Source organism: Pseudomonas sp. GL_093 (genome assembly GCF_057837605.1).
Window position 1 is genome coordinate 5,719,530 of the sequence record NZ_CM174448.1, and the last position, 21,338, is coordinate 5,740,867.

Here is a 21,338-nt window from a genome sequence, read left to right on the forward strand (position 1 = left end):
CGCCGTGTCAGCGTCAGGTCATGCCGCTGTGAAAAAAACGTCATGTAAAACCCCAAATCATTTCGAGGATTTACGGGACGAAAACAATTGCACGGGGTTAATGCGTTTCAATAAGGCGATCAGTTACTCGTTGACAACTCCACCTGAAAACGACAGCCGTTGGGTTCCATGTTCGTCAGGCTGACGCTCCAACCCTGGTTTTCACAGATCCGTTGCACCAGCGACAGCCCCAGCCCCAGGCCTTCGCCGCGTTTCTCGCTGCCCCGCACGAAGGGCTCGAACATCGCCTCGCGTTTTTCCTCGGGAATGCCCACGCCACTGTCTTCGACGATGAACCCGGTGGCCGTCAGCGTCAGGCGAATGAACCCGCGCTCGGTGTAATGCAGCGCATTACGCAGCAGGTTGCCCATGACCGCGTGCAGAAGGGTTGCGTTGTAGCAAGCGTTGGCCGGATTGCCTCGTTCAAAGATCAGCGTCAGTCCCTTGGACTCGATCGGCTCGCGCCACAGATTGAGCAGTCCATCAGCGACCTGGTTCAGGGTCTGCTGGGGCGACATGCTGGCGTCTTCACGTTGTGCGCGGGCCAACATCAGGAAGGTTTGCACCAGTTCGCGCATTTCTTCACAGGCGCGGGCGATTCGCTCGACCTGAGCACGTCCACGCTGATCGATGCCGGGGTTTTCCAGCAGCAGCTCGCAGGAACTGGCCAGTACCATCAATGGCGTGCGCAGCTCGTGGCTGACGTCACTGGTGAATAACCGTTCGCGGGTCAACGCCTGGCGCAAGCGCCCGAGGGTGGCGTCGAAGGCCACAGCCAACTCGCCCACCTCATCAGCGGCGTAATCCGGCGCCAGCGGTGGCGCAAGACCTAATAATTGGTCACGGTGACGGACCTGACGGGCCAGTCGCACCACGGGCGCCATCACTTTGCGCGCCAGTATCCAGCCGAGAAACACCGCCAATGCCAGACTCAGGACGAAGCCCACCAGCACCACGGCAAACAGCACCCGTTCACGCTCTTCGAAATCGCTCTGATCCTGTAACAGCACATAACGCCGGCCGTCGACGACTTCGACCATCGCGTGATACGACAGCTGTTCGCGAAATACTTCGTGAAAGCCCGGGGCCAGATGCCGCAGATCCTTGGGGAGTTCGAAGTCCCCCGGCCCGCCGCTGAAATAGAACAGCTGGTCCGGCTCGGGACGATGGCTCCAGTCCGTGACACTGTCCATCAGCAACAGTCGTTGTAAATCGCCGCCCAGACCTGCCGAAATCAGTTTTTCTTCGACCAGGTGCACAGTCGCCACAATGCCCATGGCAAAGGCTCCCGCGACCAGTGCGCTCATCAGCGCAAAGGCAATGATGATCCGTTGAGCAAGGCTCTGTTTAAACTCCATCACGCCCCTCGGCCAAGCGATAACCCACACCGTGCACGGTTTGCAGCAACGGTTTGGCGAACGGCTTGTCGATCACTTGGCGCAATTGATGGACGTGGCTGCGCAGGCTGTCGCTGTCCGGGCAGTCGTCCCCCCACAGCGCCTCTTCGAGAATTTCCCGGCGCAGCACATGCGGGCTTTTCTGCATCAGCACGGCCAGCAACTTCAGGCCCACCGGGTTGAGCTTCAGCAGTCGCCCCTCGCGGGTCACTTCCAGGGTATCGAGGTCGTAGTTCAGATCGCCGACCTGCAAAGTACGGCGACCGCCACCCTGGGTGCGACGCATGACCGCCTCGATGCGCGCCGCCAATTCAGACAGGGCAAAGGGTTTAATCAGGTAATCATCGGCGCCGGATTTGAAACCTTGCAGCCGATCGTCCAATTGATCGCGGGCGGTGAGCATGATCACCGGCGTGTCGCGGCGCGCGTCTTCACGCAGACGTTTGCACAGGGTGTAACCGTCGATGCCAGGCAACATGATGTCGAGCACGATCAAGTCGTAATGCTCGGTGGCCGCCAGGTGCAAGCCTGACAAACCGTCCTGCGCGCAATCCACGGTGTAACCCTTGAGCCCCAGGTAATCGGCCAGATTGGCCAGGATATCGCGGTTGTCTTCAACCAATAGAATTCGCATGGGTATCTCCTGCGTGCACAGTAACGGCCGTCTTGGCCCGCGCAGCTTAAGGCCAAGTGTGGCTGAGGGCTAGGGTTACGGTGCCTGGAATCAATCCGCTCAACCAAATGATAGAGTTAACACGTTTTTCACTATCGATTCACAAGCCGACTACAGTGGAGGCGCGAGAATCCCACGCAATTGTTGTAAAGGAATGTACACACAATGGACCTCTTCAAGACCGCGCCAATGCGCTTTCTCTTGCTCGTGACCGGCACTTGGCTGGTCATTTTCTTGCTGACCCGGATGGTTTTGCTGCTCACCCACCTGGATGAGGCCGGTAGCGGATTTCTGTCGGTGTTTGGCATCGGCCTGCTCTACGACCTGGGCTTCATTGCCTATGCAGCACTGCCGATGGGTCTCTACTTGCTGCTCTGCCCACCGGCCTTATGGCGCCGCCGCGGCCATCGCTGGTTCCTTCAGGGACTGCTGACCGTCAGCCTGTTCGCCATGTTGTTCACCGCGGTAGCCGAGTGGCTGTTCTGGGACGAGTTCGGTGTACGCTTCAACTTTATCGCCGTCGATTACCTGGTGTACTCCGACGAAGTGCTGAACAACCTTCTTGAGTCCTACCCGATCGGTACGCTGCTGAGCATCCTTGCCGTGTTGGCCGTCGCCTTGAGCTTTGCGTTGCGCAAACCGTTCAATGCCGCGTTGGACGCACCGTTGCCGCCACTGCGCGGGCGCCTGCTGAATGCACTGGGCCTGTTGATCGTCGCGGGGCTGAGCTTGCAACTGCTCAGCCAGGATTCGCCGCGCGCCCAGGGCGGTAATGCCTATCAAAACGAACTGGCGAGCAATGGGCCCTATCAGTTTTTTGCAGCATTCCGTAACAACGAACTGGATTACCCGCAGTTCTACAGCAGCCTGCCGCCGGCAATCGTTGCTCAGCAGATTCGTGCCGAACTGAGCGAACCCAACGCGCGTTTCATCGGCGAGGATCCGCAGGACATTCGCCGGATGATCGACAACCCGGGCACTGTGCGCAAACCCAACATTGTGCTGGTGACGATTGAAAGCTTCAGCGCCAAGTACATGGGCAGTAACGGCGACGAGCGCAACCTGACACCCAACCTCGATGCCTTGCGCAAGCAGAGCCTGTACTTCAACAACTTCTATGCCACCGGCACCCGCACCGATCGCGGCCTTGAGGCCATTACCCTGGCGATTCCGCCAACCCCAGGGCGTTCGATCGTCAAGCGTGTGGGACGTGAAAGCGGTTTCGCCAGCCTCGGCCAGCAACTCAGCGCCGTGGGTTACGACAGCGTGTTCGTCTATGGCGGACGCGGTTACTTCGACAATATGAACGCGTTCTTCAGTGGCAACGGTTACCGTGTGGTGGACCAGAGCAGCGTCGATGAATCAGAGATCAACTTCAAAAATGCCTGGGGCATGGCTGATGAAGATCTCTACAAGCAGACCCTCAAACTGGCCGACGCTGACTACGCAAAACAGCAGCCGTTTCTGCTGCAGCTGATGACCACCTCCAACCATCGCCCTTACACCTACCCGGACAACCGGATCGACATCAAATCCGGCAACGGTCGCGACGGTGCGGTGAAGTACACCGACTATGCCATTGGTCAGTTCCTCGATCAGGCGCGCCAAAAGCCGTGGTTTGACAATACAATCTTCGTCTTCGTCGCCGACCACACGGCCGGCAGCGCCGGCATGGAAGACTTGCCGATCAAAAACTATCAGATTCCGCTGTTCATCTATGCACCGAAGCTGATCGATGCACGGGAAACCGCGCAGCTGGCCAGCCAGATCGACCTGGCGCCGACCTTGCTGGGTTTGCTGAACCTGGATTATCAATCGACCTTCTTCGGCCGCAACTTGCTGCAGGACAATCCACTGCCGCCCCGCGTGGTCGTTGGCAATTACCAGCATTTGGGCTTGTTCGACGGCAAGGATTTGGCGATCCTGAGCCCTCGCCAAGGGCTGCGGCGCCATGATGAAGCATTGACCGAGAGCCGCGAGTCCCGGGCCACCGCCAGCGATCCGTTGATTGTCCGTGCTATCACCTATTACCAAACCGCCAGTTATGGCTTCAAGCAACAGCTACTTGGCTGGAAGGCGCCCATGGAGGGCACTGGCCAAGTCAGCGCACATTAATCGAATCGCCCCGGGCTGATGCCCCGGGGCTTTTTCCTTTGTTCAGGATCCACCATGTCATCAATTGCTGTCCGCCCCACCTCCCGCCCGCTGAATTTCTGGGTGTGCCTGGGCGTTCCCGCCATCGCGGCGATCACTCTGGTGTTGCTCGAACTAACGTCCCTGGACATGGACCTTGCCAAGCTGTTCTATGACCCGGTCGCGGGGGATTTCATCGGGCGGCACAGTTACTTCCTGGAAGAGATCCTGCATGACCGCGCCAAGCAGGTGGTCATCGCTTTCTCGGTATTGGCCATCTTCGGTTTCATCGCCTCCTTTTTCATGGACAGGCTCAAACCGATCAAACGGGAACTGGGCTGTCTGGTGCTGTCCCTGGCGCTGGCGACCTCCTTTGTCACGCCAGTCAAAGCGGTGACGGCCGTTCAATGCCCGTGGAGCCTTGAGCAATTCGGTGGTCACGAAACCTATAGCGAGTTGCTCAGCCCTCGCCCGCACACCGATAAACCCGGCCGTTGCTGGCCCGGCGGTCATGCGGCAACCGGTTTCACACTGTTTGCGCTGTTCTTTGTCCTGCGCGACCGTCGTCCGCGTCTGGCGCGCAAGGCGTTTGTGTTCGCTTTCACGTTGGGCACGGTGTTTTCCATCAGCCGGATGATGCAGGGCGCGCACTTCTTTTCGCACAATGTGTGGACGGCGATTTTCTGCTGGCTGATTTGTCTGGGGGCGTATTACTACATCCTTTATCGCCCGGCCTCTAAGGCTGAGCGAGAGGCCAAGGCAGAACCTGTCAGCGCCTGATACACAGTTCAAATGTGACTATCAAAACTCCGGGCAATAAAAAACCCCGCCTGCTTATCGCAGGCGGGGTTTTTTTTATAGGGGTAAGGCTGGCTTACATCATGCCGCCCATGCCGCCCATACCGCCCATGTCTGGCATGCCGCCGCCAGCTGGACCGTCTTCCTTGATCTCAGCGATCATGGCTTCGGTGGTGATCATCAGGCTGGCAATCGACGAAGCCGCTTGCAGAGCCGAACGAGTCACTTTAGCCGGGTCCAGGATACCCATTTCGATCATGTCGCCGTATTCGCCGGTAGCAGCGTTGTAACCGTAGTTACCCGAACCCTGCTTGACCTTGTCGACCACTACGCTTGGCTCGTCACCGGAGTTGGCAACGATCTGGCGCAGTGGCGCTTCAACAGCGCGACGCAGCAACTGGATGCCAACGTTCTGGTCATCGTTGTCGCCTTTCAGCTCGGAGATTGCCTGCAGAGCGCGAACCAGTGCCACGCCGCCGCCAGGTACCACGCCTTCTTCAACGGCTGCACGGGTAGCGTGCAGGGCGTCTTCAACGCGGGCTTTCTTCTCTTTCATTTCAACTTCGGAACCAGCGCCAACCTTGATCACTGCAACGCCGCCGGACAGCTTGGCCAGACGCTCTTGCAGTTTTTCACGGTCGTAGTCGGACGAAGTGTCAGCCACTTGCTGACGGATCTGCAGAACGCGAGCCTGGATGTCAGCCTCAACGCCGGCACCGTCGATCACGGTGGTGTTTTCTTTGGACAGGATCACGCGCTTGGCATTACCCAGGTGTTCCAGGGTAGTGCTTTCCAGGCTCAGACCGATCTCTTCGGAGATAACGGTACCGCCAGTCAGAACAGCGATGTCCTGCAGCATGGCCTTGCGACGGTCGCCGAAGCCTGGAGCCTTGACGGCTGCGACTTTAACGATGCCACGCATGTTGTTCACAACCAGAGTCGCCAGGGCTTCGCCTTCAACGTCTTCGGCCACGATCAGCAGTGGACGGCCGGCTTTGGCAACGGCTTCCAGTACTGGCAGCATTTCGCGGATGTTCGAGATCTTTTTGTCGACCAGCAGGATCAGCGGACCGTCCAGCTCGGCAGTCATGGTCTCTGGCTTGTTGACGAAGTACGGGGACAGGTAGCCACGGTCGAACTGCATGCCTTCAACAACCGACAGTTCGTTTTCCAGGCCCGAGCCTTCTTCAACGGTGATCACGCCTTCTTTACCGACTTTTTCCATGGCTTCGGCAATGATGTCGCCGATGGAGCTGTCGGAGTTGGCCGAGATGGTGCCGACCTGAGCGATGGCCTTGGTGTCAGCGCAAGGCTTGGACAGGGCTTTCAGCTCTTTGACGATAGCGATGGTCGCTTTGTCGATACCGCGCTTCAGGTCCATCGGGTTCATGCCGGCAGCGACGGCTTTCAGGCCTTCGTTGACGATCGATTGAGCCAGAACGGTAGCGGTGGTGGTGCCGTCGCCTGCGTCATCGTTAGCACGGGAGGCAACGTCTTTGACCAGCTGCGCGCCCATGTTTTCGAAGCGATCTTTCAGCTCGATTTCTTTGGCAACGGACACGCCGTCCTTGGTGATGGTCGGAGCGCCGAAGCTCTTCTCGATGATCACGTTACGGCCTTTAGGGCCCAGGGTCGCTTTTACTGCGTCAGCCAGGACGTTGACACCGGCGAGCATTTTCTTGCGGGCGGAATCGCCGAATTTAACTTCTTTAGCAGCCATGATCGATATTCCTTAAATACTTTGTAGTAGCGGGAAAATGAGCGGGGAATCAGCCTTCGATAACGGCGAGGATTTCGCTCTCGCCAATTACCAGCAGGTCTTCGCCGTCGACTTTCACGGTGTTGCTGCCGGAGTACGGGCCGAACACAACCTTGTCACCCACTTTCACAGCCAGTGCACGCACTTCACCGTTTTCCAGTGCTTTGCCTGGACCTACGGCGAGAACTTCACCCTGGTTTGGCTTTTCAGCAGCCGAACCTGGCAGGACGATACCGCCAGCGGTTTTCTTTTCTTCTTCGCTGCGACGGACGACGACGCGGTCATGCAGAGGACGAAGCTTCATTGTCGATCTCTCCTAATTGTGGTTTTCATCGGCCGGTGTATTCCCGGCGGGTTTAACAAATCCGGCGGTGCCGGGTGCGGTTCGTCGAGCGAACCGCGGAAGTCTGTCTGGCGCAATCGCCAGAAACCTTGCGGTGACCGTTACATAAGGGCGCATAAGCTTATTACAAGGGCGAGGAAGCAAATTTTTTCAGGTTGCGGCCCCACAAACGAACACGGCACCCGAAGGTGCCGTGCCGGTGGTGCGGATTACTTGGTATCGCGGTGTTCGAATTCGCCTTCGATCACGTTGGGCTCGCGGCCCAGCGGCTGGCGCGGAGCAGGACCGCCACGTGGCTGAAGGTCGTCGGCGAATGCACGCTGACGGATTGCCGCCTCTTCGGCACGCTGGCGCATTTTATTGGCCAACAGTCGACGAGAGATCGGCAGCAACATGATCAGACCCAGCACGTCAGTGACGAAGCCCGGCAGGATCAACAGGCCACCCGCCAGCGCCAGCATCAAGCCTTCGAGCATGGTCTGGGCCGGCAACTCGCCGCGGTTCAGGCTTTCACGAGCACGCAATGCGGTTGCCAGACCAGCGATACGCAGCACGAACACGCCGAGCATCGAGCCGAGAATGACCAGCAGCAGGGCCGGGAAAAACCCGATCGCCCCGCTGACCTTGACGAATACGAACAGCTCCAACACCGGAAACAGTACAAAGAGCAATAAAAAAGGGCGCATCAAATGGTTCCTCAACGCAAGAATGCCTTGCCAGTCTTCCCTAGATGACGTCGCCGATTCGTGAATTCAAGCGTCGGCCACTTCATTTTTCGGCCAATGTTCGGCGTGAGCCAGGAAAACCAAGGCTTCGCGCACTTGTGTCGGCGTATTACACGGCGCTTGAAACGGCAACCAATAGAGCCCCTGACCAATGCGCAAGTGCATGCCTTCGGTGTCGATACCCGCCAGTTGCGCCGGCTCGGTTTTCGGCAGGCCCGCCAGCTCGACGTAATGGGCGATGGCTTTGGCGTGATCGGCATTCATGTGCTCGACCATGCTCGCTTCGGCTTTTCCGGCGAACGGGTTGGCCAGCGTTAACTGATCGACCCAGTGAATCGCACCGAAGCCGCCGATGTAGCGGTGACGTACCGGCTTGAGCACCCAGAAATCGAAATCGTGGGCCTTGTGGTAGCTCTGCGAATCCGGGAAATAGCGGTAGTAACGCTCAGCTGCCGCTTCGATGGCGGCCTCGTCCTCGAGCTTTTCCGCTTCGGCGAGGTAGGTCAGGCGACCAACGGCTTGCACATCTTCAGCCCCGCGCTCGCCCACAAACAGCGAGCATTTTGGATCCTTCTGCAGGTTATGCGTGTGCTGGGCGATGCGGCTGATAAGGATCAGCGGCCGGCCCTGTTCATCCAGACAGTACGGAACCACGGAGCCAAACGGGAAACCGGGCATCGCCTTGGAGTGTGTCGAGAGCACTCCACGGTATTCCTTGAGAAGCAATTCTCGGGCATTCTTGGCCGCTTCAACGCTCAATTTATGACTCCTTATTAGAATCCGTCAAAAAACGGACAGGCGCCTGGGATAAGTTCCGGTCGCCATCGGGGCAGTTCTCATGTGCAGCCAGGCCATCAGGTGCAGATCGAGAGGCTACTCTCTGAAAGGAAACCACTCATCTGACCTGCTATTGGGGCATGCGAATGAAACTCACTGACAAAGTAATCATTATCACCGGCGGTTGCCAGGGTTTAGGCCGTTCCATGGCCGAGTATTTCGCCGGTAAAGGCGCGAAGCTGGCGCTGGTTGATCTGAACCAGGAAAAGCTCGACGACACCGTCGCCGCTTGCACGGCTAAAGGCGTCGAGGCTCGCGCTTATCTGTGCAATGTCGCCAATGAAGAGCAAGTGACGCACATGGTCGCCCAGGTGGCCGAAGACTTCGGCGCGATCCATGGCCTGATCAACAACGCCGGGATCCTGCGCGATGGCTTGCTCATCAAGGTCAAGGACGGCGAGATGACCAAGATGAGCCTGGCCCAGTGGCAGTCGGTCATCGACGTCAACCTGACCGGCGTCTTCCTGTGTACCCGTGAAGTCGCGGCCAAAATGATCGAGCTGAACAACAGCGGCGCGATCATTAATATCTCGTCGATCTCCCGTGCTGGCAACGCCGGCCAGAGCAACTATTCCGCCGCCAAGGCCGGTGTCGCCGCGATGACCGTGACCTGGGCCAAGGAATTGGCACGCTACGGTATTCGTGTGGCAGCCATTGCACCGGGCTTTATCGAAACCGAAATGACGCTGAGCATGAAGCCTGAGGCGCTGGAGAAGATAACGTCCGTGATTCCACTCAAGCGCATGGGCACGCCTGAAGAGATTGCCCATTCCGCGGTCTACATTTTCGAAAACGACTACTACAACGGTCGGATTATGGAGCTGGATGGCGGGTTGCGGATCTAAAGCAACACACAAAACAACTGTGGGAGCGAGCTTGCTCGCGAAGGCTGCTTAACATTCAACAAACATGCTGACTGTTATACCGCTTTCGCGAGCAGGCTCGCTCCCACAGGGATTGCGTTTCTTCAGTGATTTAGTCGTCGCTGATGGTGATGTTCGGCATGGCCGGTGTCGCCGCTTCCTGCAACACGATTCGCGCGCCGACATGGCGAGCCAGTTCCTGGTAAACCATTGCAATCGGGCTGTCAGGCTCGGCGATCACCGTTGGCTTGCCGCCATCGGCCTGTTCGCGGATGGCCATCGCCAGCGGCAACGAAGCCAGCAGCTCGACGCCGTACTGGTTGGCCAGCTTCACACCACCGCCCTCACCAAACAGATGCTCGGCATGCCCGCAGTTGGAGCAGATGTGCACGGCCATGTTTTCCACCACGCCCAGCACCGGGATGTTGACCTTGCGGAACATCTCCACGCCCTTGCGTGCGTCCAGCAATGCCAGATCTTGCGGCGTGGTAACGATCACCGCGCCGGCCACCGGGACTTTCTGCGCCAGGGTCAGCTGGATGTCGCCGGTGCCTGGCGGCATGTCGATGACCAGGTAATCCAGATCGCCCCAGGCTGTCTGAGTGACGAGTTGCAACAAGGCGCCGGAAACCATCGGCCCGCGCCAGACCATCGGCGTGTTGTCGTCGGTCAGGAATGCCATGGACATGACTTCGACACCGTGGGACTCGATCGGAATAAACCACTTCTGATCCTTGACCTTCGGTCGGGTGCCTTCAGGGATGCCGAACATGATGCCTTGGCTCGGTCCGTAAATGTCCGCGTCGAGAATCCCGACCTTGGCGCCTTCGCGGGCCAGGGCCAGGGCCAGGTTGGCGGCGGTGGTTGATTTGCCCACACCGCCCTTGCCGGACGCCACGGCCACCACGTTCTTGACGTTGGCCAGACCCGGGATCTGCGCTTGAGCCTTGTGCGCGGCAATAACACTGGTGATCTCGACGCGGGCGATGGTCACGCCGTCCAGCCCTTCAATGGCCATTTGCAGCAACTGCGCCCAGCCACTCTTGAACAGGCCGGCGGCGTAACCCAGTTCCAGCTGGACGCTGACGCGATCACCCTGGATGTCGATGCCGCGTACGCACCCGGCGCTGACCGGGTCCTGGTTCAAATAAGGGTCGGTGTATTGGCGAAGGACGGCTTCCACCGCTGCGCGATTGACGGCGCTCATGGGCAACTCCGATAGCAAGACTGGAAAATCAGGCGGGTATCGTACCTGTTCTATAGTCCGGACGGCATGCTTTCAGGATGTGACAAATAACCCATGGTCGAATGCTACCTGTAGCAGCTGGCGAAGCCTGCGTTCGGCGGCGTAGCCGTCGTAAAACCAGACAGCGCGGTGTTTCAGGTAGTCTGGAGCGTCCGGATTGGCGACGGCTTCGCCGCCGAACGCAGCCTTCGGCAGCTGCTACAAAGGTCCGCGGAGGCTGGCCTTGGGGGTGAAAAATATGCGCCGGCGCTTTATAGTGGCCGACCTCCGTTTCATCAAGTAGCCGAGCCCCATGTCCGAGCCACGCAAGATCCTCGTCACCAGCGCCCTGCCCTATGCCAATGGTTCGATCCATCTTGGCCACATGCTGGAATACATCCAGACCGATATGTGGGTGCGCTTCCAGAAGCACCGCGGCAATCAATGCATTTATGTCTGCGCCGACGACGCCCACGGTTCGGCCATCATGCTGCGCGCGGAAAAGGAAGGCATCACCCCGGAACAACTGATCGCCAACGTCCAGGCTGAACACAGCGCCGACTTTGCCGAGTTCCTGGTGGACTTCGACAACTTCCACTCCACTCACGCCGAAGAAAACCGTGAGCTGTCGAGCCAGATCTACCTGAAGCTGCGCGACGCCGGGCACATTGCCACGCGCTCGATCACTCAGTACTTCGACCCGGAAAAGAAAATGTTCCTGGCCGACCGCTTCATCAAGGGCACCTGCCCGAAATGCGGCACCGAAGACCAGTACGGCGACAACTGCGAAAAATGCGGTGCGACCTACGCGCCGACCGACCTGAAGGATCCGAAGTCGGCGATCTCTGGCGCCACTCCGGTGCTCAAGGATTCCCAGCACTTCTTCTTCAAGCTGCCGGACTTCCAGGAAATGCTGCAAGCCTGGACTCGCAGCGGCACCCTGCAAGAAGCCGTGGCGAACAAGATCGCCGAATGGCTGGACGCCGGCCTGCAACAGTGGGACATCTCCCGCGATGCGCCGTACTTCGGTTTCGAAATCCCTGACGAGCCAGGCAAATACTTCTACGTCTGGCTGGACGCGCCGATCGGCTACATGGCCAGTTTCAAGAACCTCTGCGACCGCACGCCTACACTTGATTTCGACGCGTTCTGGGGCAAGGATTCCACCGCCGAGCTGTACCATTTCATCGGCAAGGACATCGTCAACTTCCACGCCCTGTTCTGGCCAGCCATGCTCGAAGGCGCCGGTTTCCGTAAACCGACCGGTATCAACGTGCACGGCTACCTGACCGTCAACGGTCAGAAAATGTCCAAATCCCGCGGTACCTTCATCAAGGCCCGGACCTATCTCGACCACCTGTCGCCGGAATACCTGCGCTACTACTACGCGGCGAAGCTGAGCCGTGGCGTCGATGACCTGGACCTGAACCTCGAAGACTTCGTGCAGAAGGTCAACTCCGACCTGGTCGGCAAAGTCGTCAACATTGCCAGCCGTTGCGCCGGTTTCATCCACAAAGGCAACGCCGGTGTATTGGTGGCGGGTAATGCCGCGCCGGAACTGACCGAAGCGTTCCTGGCCGCAGCGCCGAGCATCGCCGAAGCCTACGAGGCTCGCGACTTCGCCCGTGCCATGCGCGAGATCATGGGCCTGGCCGACCGTGCCAATGCCTGGATCGCCGACAAGGCGCCGTGGTCGCTGAACAAACAGGAAGGCAAGCAAGACGAAGTCCAGGCCATCTGCGCCCTGGGCGTCAACCTGTTCCGCCAGTTGGTGATCTTCCTCAAGCCGGTGCTGCCGCTGCTGGCCGCCGATGCCGAGGCGTTCCTGAACGTCGCGCCGCTGACCTGGAACGACCACGCCACCTTGCTCAGCAACCATCAGCTGAACGAGTTCAAACCGTTGATGACCCGTATCGATCCGGTAAAAGTGCAAGCCATGAGCGATGCCTCGAAAGAAGACCTGACCGCCAGCGCTACCGACACCGGCGACGCTGCACCTGCCGGCAATGGCGAACTGGCCAAGGATCCGCTGTCGCCGGAAATCGAGTTCGATGCCTTTGCCGCTGTCGACCTGCGCGTCGCCCTGATTCTCAAGGCCGAACACGTGGAAGGTGCCGACAAACTGCTGCGCCTGACCCTCGACATCGGTGACGAGCAACGCAACGTGTTCTCCGGGATCAAGAGCGCTTATCCGGATCCGTCCAAGCTCAATGGTCGTCTGACCATGATGATCGCCAACCTCAAGCCACGGAAAATGAAGTTCGGCATCTCCGAAGGCATGGTGATGGCGGCCGGCCCTGGCGGTGAAGAAATCTACCTGCTCAGCCCTGACAGCGGCGCCAAGCCAGGTCAGCGCATCAAGTAAGGCTCTGCTGTAAACCGATCCCACAGTCGTGCCTGGCGCGACTGTGGGATTTTCATGTCTGGCCCACCCTCCGTCCTTGCCGGATAATGCCTAAGCTTTTTAGACCGCTCCGTTAAAAAGCCCCGTTCTTGCCGGCACGATCATGACCGAAATTGTTCTTACGCTTATCAGCACTGCCTTGATCAACAACCTCGTGTTGCACTGGCCGCTGGGCGTCGATCCGCTGCTGGGCAACGAACACCGACAAGTCCACGCGCTGGGCCTTGCGACGGCTTGCTTGATGTTGATCGTCGGCATAGTGGGCTACTCGGCCTACCGTTGGTTGCTGGTCCCGCTGGAGCTGACATCGCTGCGCCTTTTCGTCTTCCTGCCATTAAGCGTTCTGCTGATTGGCCCGCTGCTGAAATTGCTTTCCCAGACACTTCCAAAGCTTGCGTTCGATGGCCTCTGGCCCCTGCTGCTAGGCAACGCCGGCGTACTCGGCCTGACGTTGCTCAACGCTCAGGACGACAAAGGCTTCTTCCACGCCATGGCCCTGAGCCTGGGTGCCGGCCTGGGTTTCTGGCTGGTACTGAGCCTGTTCAGCGACTTGCGCCAACGCACCATCGAAAATGATATCCCCCTGCCCTTTCGCGGCCTGCCGATCGACCTGATCGGCGCCGGACTGATTGCAGTGGCCTTTCTCGGATTCAGCGGACTGATCAAAACATGAGTCTGATTCAACGCATCGACGCCCTCTTGCCGCAGACCCAATGCGGCAAGTGCGGCCATCCCGGATGCAAGCCGTACGCCGAAGGCATTGCCAGCGGCGAACCGATCAACAAGTGCCCGCCGGGTGGCAGCGAAACCATCGCGGCCCTGGCCGAACTGTTGAAAGTGCCGGTGCTGGAACTTGACGTCAGTCGCGGTTCAGCCCCGGCGCAGATCGCCTACATTCGTGAAGCGGAGTGTATTGGTTGCACCAAGTGCATTCAGGCCTGCCCGGTGGATGCCATTGTCGGCGCGGCGAAATTGATGCACACGGTGATCGTCGATGAATGCACCGGGTGCGACCTGTGCGTAGCGCCGTGCCCGGTGGACTGCATCGAAATGCGGCCATTGCCGCTGGCCACGGTGCTGCCGATTGTCGGCGGCCTGGCGTTCAGCCTTGAGGAACAACGCGCTCGGGCGGCCAAGCGCAATCACGCGCGGCGCCGATTTGAACAGCGCAACGCTCGCCTGCATCGCGAAGAAGAACAGAAAATCGCCGAACGTCAGGCCCGAGCCCAGCGCGCCGTCCAGCACAGTGAGGTAGCGACGCTCGATCCGGTTCAGGCCGCTCTTGAGCGAGTCCGCACACAGAAGGCAGCGAATGCGGATGCCGCGTTGAAAAAGGCCAAGATCGATCTGGCGATGAGTCGGGCGCAATTGAACAAGTCACTCAAGGCGTTCGGGCATCCGCCGACCTTCGAACAGCAGTCGCAACTGATCGTCCTGCAACAGCAATTCGAGGTTGCCGAACAGGCGTTGGCGAAACTGGAAAGCACTGCACCTCCCGCCCCGACGCCTGTCGCTCCGGCGAAAAATGCGCAGCTGAATCGGGCAAAGATCCAGTTGGCCATGCGCCGCGCCGAACTCAAGAAAGCCCAAACCAACGAAGCGCCGATTGAGCAAATTGAAGCCCTGGAACTCGCGGTGAATGAAGCCGAGCGTCAGGTGGATGCCTATGCAGCCCCTTGAATCGGTCGACGAGCGCCTTCAGCAAGCCATGAAGCTGGTGTTGCTGGCCACCGTGCCGGGAATGCTGGTGTTTTTCTGGCTGTATGGCTGGGGCGTGTTGATCAACCTGATTCTGACGGGTGTTACCGCACTGGCCGTTGAAGCGACCGTGTTGCGCTTGCGCAAGCTTGCGCTCAAGCCGACCTTGAGCGACGGCAGTGCGCTGGTCAGCGCGACGCTGTTGACTCTGGCCTTGCCGCCTTATTGCCCGTGGTGGCTGACGGTCTGTGCCGCGGCGTTCGCGATGGTGTTCGGCAAACACCTGTATGGCGGCGTTGGCAAGAACCCGTTCAACCCGGCAATGTTGGGCTACGCCCTGGTGCTGGTGACCTTTCCCCAACAGATGACCCACTGGCCGTCATCCCATGGGCTGGACCTGATCGGCGGCTTGCAGCAGGTGTTCGGGTTCAGCCTCGGTCAGACGCCAGATGCCTGGGTCCAGGCCACGGCACTGGACAGCCTGCGGATCAACAAAAGCCTGACCATGGATGAACTGTTTGCCGCTAACCCGGCGTTCGGCCACTTCGGCGGCCGGGGCATGGAATGGGTCAACCTGGCCTTTCTGGCGGGCGGTGCGTTTCTGCTACAACGACGGGTGTTCAGCTGGCATGCGCCGGTCGGCATGCTCTCTAGCCTGTTCATCATCAGCCTGCTGTGCTGGAACGGCTCGGGCTCCGACTCCCATGGCTCGCCGCTGTTTCATCTGCTCACTGGCGCAAGCATGCTGGGTGCATTCTTCATCGTCACGGAACCGGTGTCCGGCGCAAAAAGCCCCGGCGCGCGACTGCTGTTCGGCGCGGGCGTCGGGCTGCTGACGTACCTGATTCGTACCTGGGGTGGTTATCCCGACGGCGTCGCCTTTGCCGTGCTGTTGATGAACCTCTGTGTGCCGGCGCTGGAGCGGTTTGCCGCCTCCAGACTGGAACGGGGTACGCCATGAGCCGAGCGTCGAGCGGTGTGATCCTGGTGTTGCTGGCAGGCCTGGGGATTGGCGCGACTTACCTCGTGCAACACAACAGCGCGCCGCGCATTGCGGCCGAACAGCGCCTGATCGACAGCCGTAACCTGCTGGACCTGCTCCCGGCTGAAAGCTACGACAATCAGCCGCTGGAACAGTCGCTCATCCTGGAAAACACTGGGTTGGTCAACAGCACGCTGCTGGGTGGCTACCTGGCGACCAAGACGGGCCAACCCAGCGCCGTGTTGCTGCGCAGCCAGACCCTGGGTTACGAGGGTTCCATCGAGTTGCTGATCGCCATCGGCGCAAACGGCAAGGTGCTGGGCGTAAAAACGCTCAAGCAATCGGAAACTCCGGGGCTGGGCGGTCGACTCGCTGACTGGCCCAATGCCTGGCTTCAGGCTTTTTCCGGAAAATCCCGAACCGAACCGGCCGACAACGGCTGGGCCTTGAAAAAGGATCAGGGGCAATTCGATCAAATGGCCGGCGCGACCATTACGTCGAGAGCGGTCATCAACGCCATCCATGACGCGTTGCGCTATTTCGACGAGCATCAGCAACAGTTGATCGGGAGCAGCGCACATGAATAAGTCATCAACGCTGCAGAATTCGCTGATGCTTGCACCGCTGATCGGTGCCACAGATTCATGGGTGTCCGCTCTGGGCTTGTGGCTGATGTTCATCGTGGTCATCAGTGCCTTTGGAGTGAGCATGGGCGCGTTGCGATCCCGACTTGTCCCGGCGACACGCTTGCTTGCCAGCGTCCTGCTGGCGGCCACGCTGACCAGCTGCGCCGAACTCGCCGCGCAAGTCTGGTCGCTGCAATGGCACCAACAGGTAGGGTTCTATGCAGGATTGATTGCCTTGCAATGCGTTGTGCTGGAACACACCGGTTTTTTCCAGAGCGCCTGGCGTGATCGCCTGCACCTATGTGGCCTTTTCGGCGCGTTGATGGCGGGCCTTGGCTTGCTGCGCGAATTCATCGGCAACGGAACATTCGGCAGCCATCTGCCATGGTTGGCCGGCACTGCGCAAGCGGACTGGCAAGGCTGGGTACTGACCGCCGACGGTGGCTTGCGCCTGGCCACCCTGGCCCCTGGTGGATTCATTCTGCTGGGACTGCTGATCGCCGCACGTCAGGCCTGGACCCGCTCGACGCCCTCTCACTGACCGCCTTCGAGGAAACGCACTGCCCATGAATGCCGCAAAACGTCTGGAAATTTTTCGCCGATTTCACGAAGACAACCCGGAACCGAAGACCGAACTGGCCTACTCCTCGCCGTTCGAATTGCTGATCTCGGTGATTCTCTCGGCGCAGTCGACCGATGTCGGCGTCAACAAGGCCACCGCCAAACTTTACCCGGTGGCCAATACGCCGGCGGCGATTTATGCCCTGGGTGTCGAAGGCTTGTCGGAATACATCAAGACCATCGGCCTGTTCAACAGCAAAGCGAAAAACGTGATCGAGACCTGTCGCTTGCTGATGGAGCGTCATGGAGGCGAAGTGCCGCAAACCCGTGAAGAACTGGAAGCGTTACCCGGCGTCGGCCGCAAGACTGCCAACGTGGTGCTCAACACCGCATTCCGCCAGCTGACCATGGCCGTGGATACGCATATTTTCCGGGTCAGCAACCGCACCGGCATTGCTCCTGGCAAAAATGTGGTCGAGGTTGAGCAAAAACTGATGAAGTTCGTGCCGAAGGAATATCTGCTCGACTCCCATCACTGGCTGATCCTCCACGGACGCTATGTTTGCCTGGCCCGCAAGCCTCGCTGCGGCAGTTGCCGAATCGAAGACTTGTGCGAATACAAGCAAAAGACATCGGACGATTGAGGCGCTATTAGGTTTTTCGATTTATCGATTGAAAAAATCTTTTTTACCCGCCGGGAGATTATCGATATAAGGAGCGCCAAAGGCAGCCTTAGCCTGGAGTAACACTATGAGCACTGGCAAAGAGCAATTGGACGTAGAAGACGACTTCACCCCTGTTGAGGCTGATGATGCTGAACCGGTGGTTGAAGTGGCGAAGACCAACCTGAGCAAACGCCGCACCATCGACAATCTGCTGGAGGAGCGCCGACTGCAAAAGCAATTGGCCGATTACGATTTTGACCTATGACACCTAAAAGCCTCCCGAAACGGAGGCTTTTTACTAAGTGCCGACCCCTGATAACCCCCCGCTCATTGCGCCTTGTCAAACGCTGAGACAGTCACACCAGACCATTGCGTTGCGCCAATTCGATCAGGTCGACCAGGGAGCGAGCATTGAGCTTCAACAACAAACGAGTCTTGTAAGTACTAACGGTTTTATTGCTGAGGAACATTCCATCGGCGATCTCCTTGTTGGTCTTGCCTCGGGCCAATTGTTGCAAGACCATCATTTCCCGTCCCGACAGTCGATCTACCATATCGGCTTCACTGGCGTTCCCCAAACTGGAACGTACGGTATGCAAGGCTTGATTCGGAAAATAACTGTAGCCCGACAATACTGCCTTTATTGCACTGAGTAACTCGGTGAGATCCTGTTGTTTGCAGACATACCCTGCGGCACCGGATTGCATGCAACGCATGGAAAAATGCCCAGGTGCCTGGGAAGTCAATATCAACACTTTCATGGGCATCGCTGTCGATGTCAGACGCGCAATGACTTCCAGTCCATCAAGTTTCGGTATTCCAATATCCAGGATGACAATATCCGGCATATGCTCACGGGCAAGTTGCAACGCATCCACGCCATTATCTGTCTCTGCAATAACTTCGTAGCCGTGACGCTCCATTAGCATACGTACCGCAAGACGAATGACGGGGTGATCATCCACGATCAGCACTTTATTCATGGGCAAGTCCAATTTTCGCTGTTCGAATTTTTAGAGCCCGCACAATAGCCTAGTCGTTTCACCCATGGCATGCCGCCCCCCTCGGCCACCCGCACCGAGAGACATTCCCTACAGACATTAAGGAATAGTCTTACAAAATCCCCAAAAATAAAATTTTATCAACCTGAAAACATTTCGATTATCCGCAGTTTTTTTGTTTCTATTTACAACCAGAAAACCAAATAACAGGGTTCGTCGCAAGAGACCCAACGAATACTGACTATTGAGCTACCCTTAAAAGTAACTGATATTTACCACTTAAAGTCCCATACCACAAACACCGCACATCAAGAATGTAATAAAAAATCACACCAGGCAACACTTCAACAACAAACTCAATCCATCACCCCCTAAAACTCAACAACAGAGGTACCCACCGCACACTCAATACCGTTACTATCAAACCTTTGAAATCCAAAGCTTAAAAGGAGTGCCGCACCAATATAAACACCGGCTACTTAGTTAGTAAAATGAAAACCAAACACATTAATCAACCGAGAAAAGACAATATTCCAATGAGCAAAAAACATGATCAAATCAAAGAAAAAAATCATCAACCCCATGACAGTTATTGCAATATTTGCCGCTATTTCTGAAACATCGGCTGCCGTCTCACTGCCCTTTCTCGACAATAATGAGCGGGAGCTCTATGTCTGGTTCCTGATCAGTTTCCCTTTTTATTTGCTTTTTCTTTTCTTCGCCACACTCAACTTCAACTACCGGTCGCTGTACGCGCCATCCGATTTCGGCAAGGGAAAGCATTTTATAAAAGTGATGGACAACGCTGAACGCGGTCAGCGGCCCGATAACCTGAAGGACCCTCCCGTCCGGATCGGTATTCAAACGGGCCTCTCGGCTCTACAGCACGTTTGCCTGGCAGAGCCGCTAAAAAACCTGCACATCGTCGATGCGCGGTGGCTAAACAAGAAAATGGAATTCGGTGCCTGGATTGAAAAAAACCGGCACCCACAGGGAAACCCTGCACAAGTGATCGTATTTCTCACCTGTACCGATTCGGAGGCATTACTGAAGGAAAGCGCAAGCAAGCAATCAAAACAGGCAAAGAATCGCAGCGGCCCAACGCTTTGCATTGCTTACAATTTGAATTCACACGGTCTGACGATTCTTGATCACTCTTTTTACCTGACACGCAGCAGGTAACGTTTGAAGAGCATTCAGAGAGAGGAAACAGAAGGAAGGTATTACAGATACAAAAAGAGCGCTGATAACACGATGTCCGGCAGGAAAACTCCCCCTATTCAGAAATTGTGGCCTTGTCACCGACAAGGCCACAACTCTATTACCGTGGTTCCACTACGGTCGTTCCACTACGGTTTCAAAGATCTCAGAAAAGCTTCCGGCCTTTGTTCGCCGCAATACGCATGCGCAAGGCGTTGAGCTTGATGAAGCCCGCCGCGTCGGCCTGGTTGTAGGCGCCGCCATCTTCTTCGAAGGTCGCGATGTTGGCATCGAACAACGATTCGTCGGACTTGCGACCGGTGACGATCACGTTGCCCTTGTACAGCTTCAGGCGCACAACGCCGTTCACATGGGCCTGGGATGCGTCGATCATCTGTTGCAGCATCAGACGCTCAGGGCTCCACCAGTAACCGGTGTAGATCAGGCTGGCGTATTTAGGCATCAGCTCGTCTTTGAGGTGAGCCACTTCGCGGTCCAGGGTGATCGACTCGATCGCACGGTGAGCGCGCAGCATGATGGTGCCGCCAGGGGTTTCGTAGCAGCCACGGGACTTCATGCCCACGTAACGGTTCTCGACGATGTCGAGACGGCCGATACCGTGTTCGCCGCCGATACGGTTCAGGGTCGCCAGCACGGTGGCCGGGGTCATTTCGACGCCGTCCAGTGCGACGATATCGCCGTTGCGGTAGGTCAGTTCCAGGTATTGCGCTTTGTCAGGAGCCTTCTCCGGGGAGACGGTCCATTTCCACATGTCTTCTTCGTGCTCGGTCCAGGTGTCTTCCAGCACGCCGCCTTCATAGGAGATGTGCAGCAGGTTGGCATCCATCGAGTACGGGGATTTTTTCTTGCCGTGACGCTCGATCGGGATGTTGTGCTTTTCAGCATAATCCATCAGCTTTTCACGGGAGAGCAGATCCCATTCGCGCCACGGAGCAATCACTTTCACGCCTGGCTTCAAGGCGTAGGCGCCCAGTTCGAAACGAACCTGGTCGTTGCCCTTGCCGGTGGCGCCGTGGGAAATGGCGTCAGCACCGGTTTCGTTGGCGATTTCGATCAAGCGCTTGGCGATCAACGGACGAGCGATGGAAGTACCCAGCAGGTACTCGCCTTCGTAAACGGTGTTGGCGCGGAACATCGGGAAAACGAAATCGCGCACGAATTCTTCGCGCAAGTCGTCGATGTAGATCTCTTTCACGCCCATGGCCTGTGCCTTGGCGCGTGCAGGTTCGACCTCTTCGCCCTGACCCAGGTCAGCGGTGAAGGTCACGACTTCACAGTTATAAGTATCCTGCAGCCACTTGAGGATCACCGAAGTGTCCAGGCCGCCGGAATACGCCAGAACGACCTTGTTTACGTCCGCCATGCCATCACTCCACGGGGTTCTACGG

The 21,338-nt window shown here is 57.8% G+C and carries 21 protein-coding genes; 12 read left to right on the top strand and 9 right to left on the bottom strand.

Annotation, left to right across the window (positions count from 1 at the left end; translation table 11 throughout):
* Positions 1 to 119: 119 nt before the first annotated feature.
* Positions 120 to 1,397, bottom strand: coding sequence for a sensor histidine kinase (locus AC3IUE_RS26345; RefSeq protein WP_489264214.1), 1,278 nt, complete (start codon positions 1,395 to 1,397; stop codon positions 120 to 122).
* Complete coding sequence (gene colR / locus AC3IUE_RS26350; RefSeq protein WP_008155536.1) at positions 1,387 to 2,070, bottom strand: two-component system response regulator ColR; 684 nt, start codon at positions 2,068 to 2,070, stop codon at positions 1,387 to 1,389. Before colR ends, AC3IUE_RS26345 begins: the two co-directional genes overlap by 11 nt.
* 204 nt (positions 2,071 to 2,274) lie before the next feature.
* Here colR and AC3IUE_RS26355 point away from each other — a divergent pair, with 204 nt between their 5' ends.
* Both AC3IUE_RS26355 and AC3IUE_RS26360 read left to right on the top strand, forming a co-directional pair.
* Positions 2,275 to 4,224 carry an LTA synthase family protein gene (locus AC3IUE_RS26355; protein ID WP_489264215.1) on the top strand — a complete coding sequence of 650 codons (1,950 nt, stop codon included), beginning with the start codon at positions 2,275 to 2,277 and terminating at the stop codon, positions 4,222 to 4,224.
* Positions 4,225 to 4,278: 54 nt separating this feature from the next.
* The gene (locus AC3IUE_RS26360) at positions 4,279 to 5,022 is read left to right on the top strand and encodes a phosphatase PAP2 family protein (RefSeq protein WP_489264216.1); all 744 of its coding nucleotides are present in this window, start codon (positions 4,279 to 4,281) and stop codon (positions 5,020 to 5,022) included.
* Between the two features lie 94 nt (positions 5,023 to 5,116).
* Here the strand turns inward: AC3IUE_RS26360 and groL are convergent, their stop codons facing one another.
* The 4 genes from groL to AC3IUE_RS26380 form a co-directional block, all read right to left on the bottom strand.
* The gene (groL, locus tag AC3IUE_RS26365; RefSeq protein ID WP_008155543.1) at positions 5,117 to 6,760 is read right to left on the bottom strand and encodes a chaperonin GroEL; all 1,644 of its coding nucleotides are present in this window, start codon (positions 6,758 to 6,760) and stop codon (positions 5,117 to 5,119) included.
* A gap of 49 nt (positions 6,761 to 6,809) precedes the next feature.
* A complete protein-coding gene (locus AC3IUE_RS26370; protein ID WP_008155545.1) occupies positions 6,810 to 7,103 on the bottom strand; it encodes a co-chaperone GroES in 294 nt (97 codons plus the stop codon).
* 248 nt (positions 7,104 to 7,351) lie between these two features.
* A complete protein-coding gene (locus tag AC3IUE_RS26375; RefSeq protein ID WP_046047104.1) occupies positions 7,352 to 7,828 on the bottom strand; it encodes an FxsA family protein in 477 nt (158 codons plus the stop codon).
* Positions 7,829 to 7,894: 66 nt separating this feature from the next.
* Positions 7,895 to 8,626: a HugZ family pyridoxamine 5'-phosphate oxidase gene (locus tag AC3IUE_RS26380; RefSeq protein ID WP_056742005.1), complete on the bottom strand. Its 732-nt coding sequence runs from the start codon at positions 8,624 to 8,626 to the stop codon at positions 7,895 to 7,897.
* Positions 8,627 to 8,790: 164 nt separating this feature from the next.
* On the opposite strand from AC3IUE_RS26380, the gene AC3IUE_RS26385 reads away from it, so the two are divergent.
* A complete protein-coding gene (locus AC3IUE_RS26385) occupies positions 8,791 to 9,549 on the top strand; it encodes an SDR family oxidoreductase (RefSeq protein WP_489264217.1) in 759 nt (252 codons plus the stop codon).
* A 130-nt stretch (positions 9,550 to 9,679) separates the two neighbouring features.
* On the opposite strand, the gene apbC is transcribed toward AC3IUE_RS26385, so the two are convergent.
* A complete protein-coding gene (gene apbC, locus AC3IUE_RS26390) occupies positions 9,680 to 10,774 on the bottom strand; it encodes an iron-sulfur cluster carrier protein ApbC (RefSeq protein ID WP_046047101.1) in 1,095 nt (364 codons plus the stop codon).
* A 331-nt stretch (positions 10,775 to 11,105) separates the two neighbouring features.
* Here apbC and metG point away from each other — a divergent pair, with 331 nt between their 5' ends.
* From metG to AC3IUE_RS26430, 8 genes are all read left to right on the top strand, one after another.
* A complete protein-coding gene (gene metG / locus AC3IUE_RS26395; protein WP_095132521.1) occupies positions 11,106 to 13,157 on the top strand; it encodes a methionine--tRNA ligase in 2,052 nt (683 codons plus the stop codon).
* A 142-nt stretch (positions 13,158 to 13,299) separates the two neighbouring features.
* The gene (locus tag AC3IUE_RS26400) at positions 13,300 to 13,869 is read left to right on the top strand and encodes an Rnf-Nqr domain containing protein (protein ID WP_489264218.1); all 570 of its coding nucleotides are present in this window, start codon (positions 13,300 to 13,302) and stop codon (positions 13,867 to 13,869) included.
* A complete protein-coding gene (gene rsxB / locus AC3IUE_RS26405) occupies positions 13,866 to 14,876 on the top strand; it encodes an electron transport complex subunit RsxB (protein ID WP_489264219.1) in 1,011 nt (336 codons plus the stop codon). The genes AC3IUE_RS26400 and rsxB overlap by 4 nt, the downstream gene beginning before the upstream one ends.
* Positions 14,863 to 15,855 (top strand): RnfABCDGE type electron transport complex subunit D, encoded by a 993-nt coding sequence (locus AC3IUE_RS26410; RefSeq protein WP_489264220.1) that lies wholly within the window; start codon positions 14,863 to 14,865, stop codon positions 15,853 to 15,855. The genes rsxB and AC3IUE_RS26410 overlap by 14 nt, the downstream gene beginning before the upstream one ends.
* Complete coding sequence (locus AC3IUE_RS26415) at positions 15,852 to 16,463, top strand: RnfABCDGE type electron transport complex subunit G (protein ID WP_489264221.1); 612 nt, start codon at positions 15,852 to 15,854, stop codon at positions 16,461 to 16,463. The genes AC3IUE_RS26410 and AC3IUE_RS26415 overlap by 4 nt, the downstream gene beginning before the upstream one ends.
* Complete coding sequence (locus AC3IUE_RS26420; RefSeq protein ID WP_489264222.1) at positions 16,456 to 17,043, top strand: Rnf-Nqr domain containing protein; 588 nt, start codon at positions 16,456 to 16,458, stop codon at positions 17,041 to 17,043. Before AC3IUE_RS26415 ends, AC3IUE_RS26420 begins: the two co-directional genes overlap by 8 nt.
* Before the next feature lie 25 nt (positions 17,044 to 17,068).
* Positions 17,069 to 17,707 (top strand): endonuclease III, encoded by a 639-nt coding sequence (nth, locus tag AC3IUE_RS26425; RefSeq protein WP_008155568.1) that lies wholly within the window; start codon positions 17,069 to 17,071, stop codon positions 17,705 to 17,707.
* Between the two features lie 106 nt (positions 17,708 to 17,813).
* The gene (locus tag AC3IUE_RS26430; protein WP_007898493.1) at positions 17,814 to 17,993 is read left to right on the top strand and encodes a PA3496 family putative envelope integrity protein; all 180 of its coding nucleotides are present in this window, start codon (positions 17,814 to 17,816) and stop codon (positions 17,991 to 17,993) included.
* Positions 17,994 to 18,084: 91 nt separating this feature from the next.
* Here AC3IUE_RS26430 and AC3IUE_RS26435 read toward each other — a convergent pair whose 3' ends face one another.
* A complete protein-coding gene (locus tag AC3IUE_RS26435) occupies positions 18,085 to 18,711 on the bottom strand; it encodes a response regulator transcription factor (RefSeq protein WP_008155570.1) in 627 nt (208 codons plus the stop codon).
* A 567-nt stretch (positions 18,712 to 19,278) separates the two neighbouring features.
* Between AC3IUE_RS26435 and AC3IUE_RS26440 the strand changes: the two genes are divergently transcribed.
* Positions 19,279 to 19,911, top strand: coding sequence for a hypothetical protein (locus AC3IUE_RS26440; protein ID WP_489264223.1), 633 nt, complete (start codon positions 19,279 to 19,281; stop codon positions 19,909 to 19,911).
* Positions 19,912 to 20,095: 184 nt separating this feature from the next.
* On the opposite strand, the gene AC3IUE_RS26445 is transcribed toward AC3IUE_RS26440, so the two are convergent.
* On the bottom strand, positions 20,096 to 21,313 hold the full coding sequence (locus AC3IUE_RS26445) for an argininosuccinate synthase (protein ID WP_007898502.1): 1,218 nt from the start codon (positions 21,311 to 21,313) through the stop codon (positions 20,096 to 20,098).
* Positions 21,314 to 21,338: the final 25 nt, after the last annotated feature.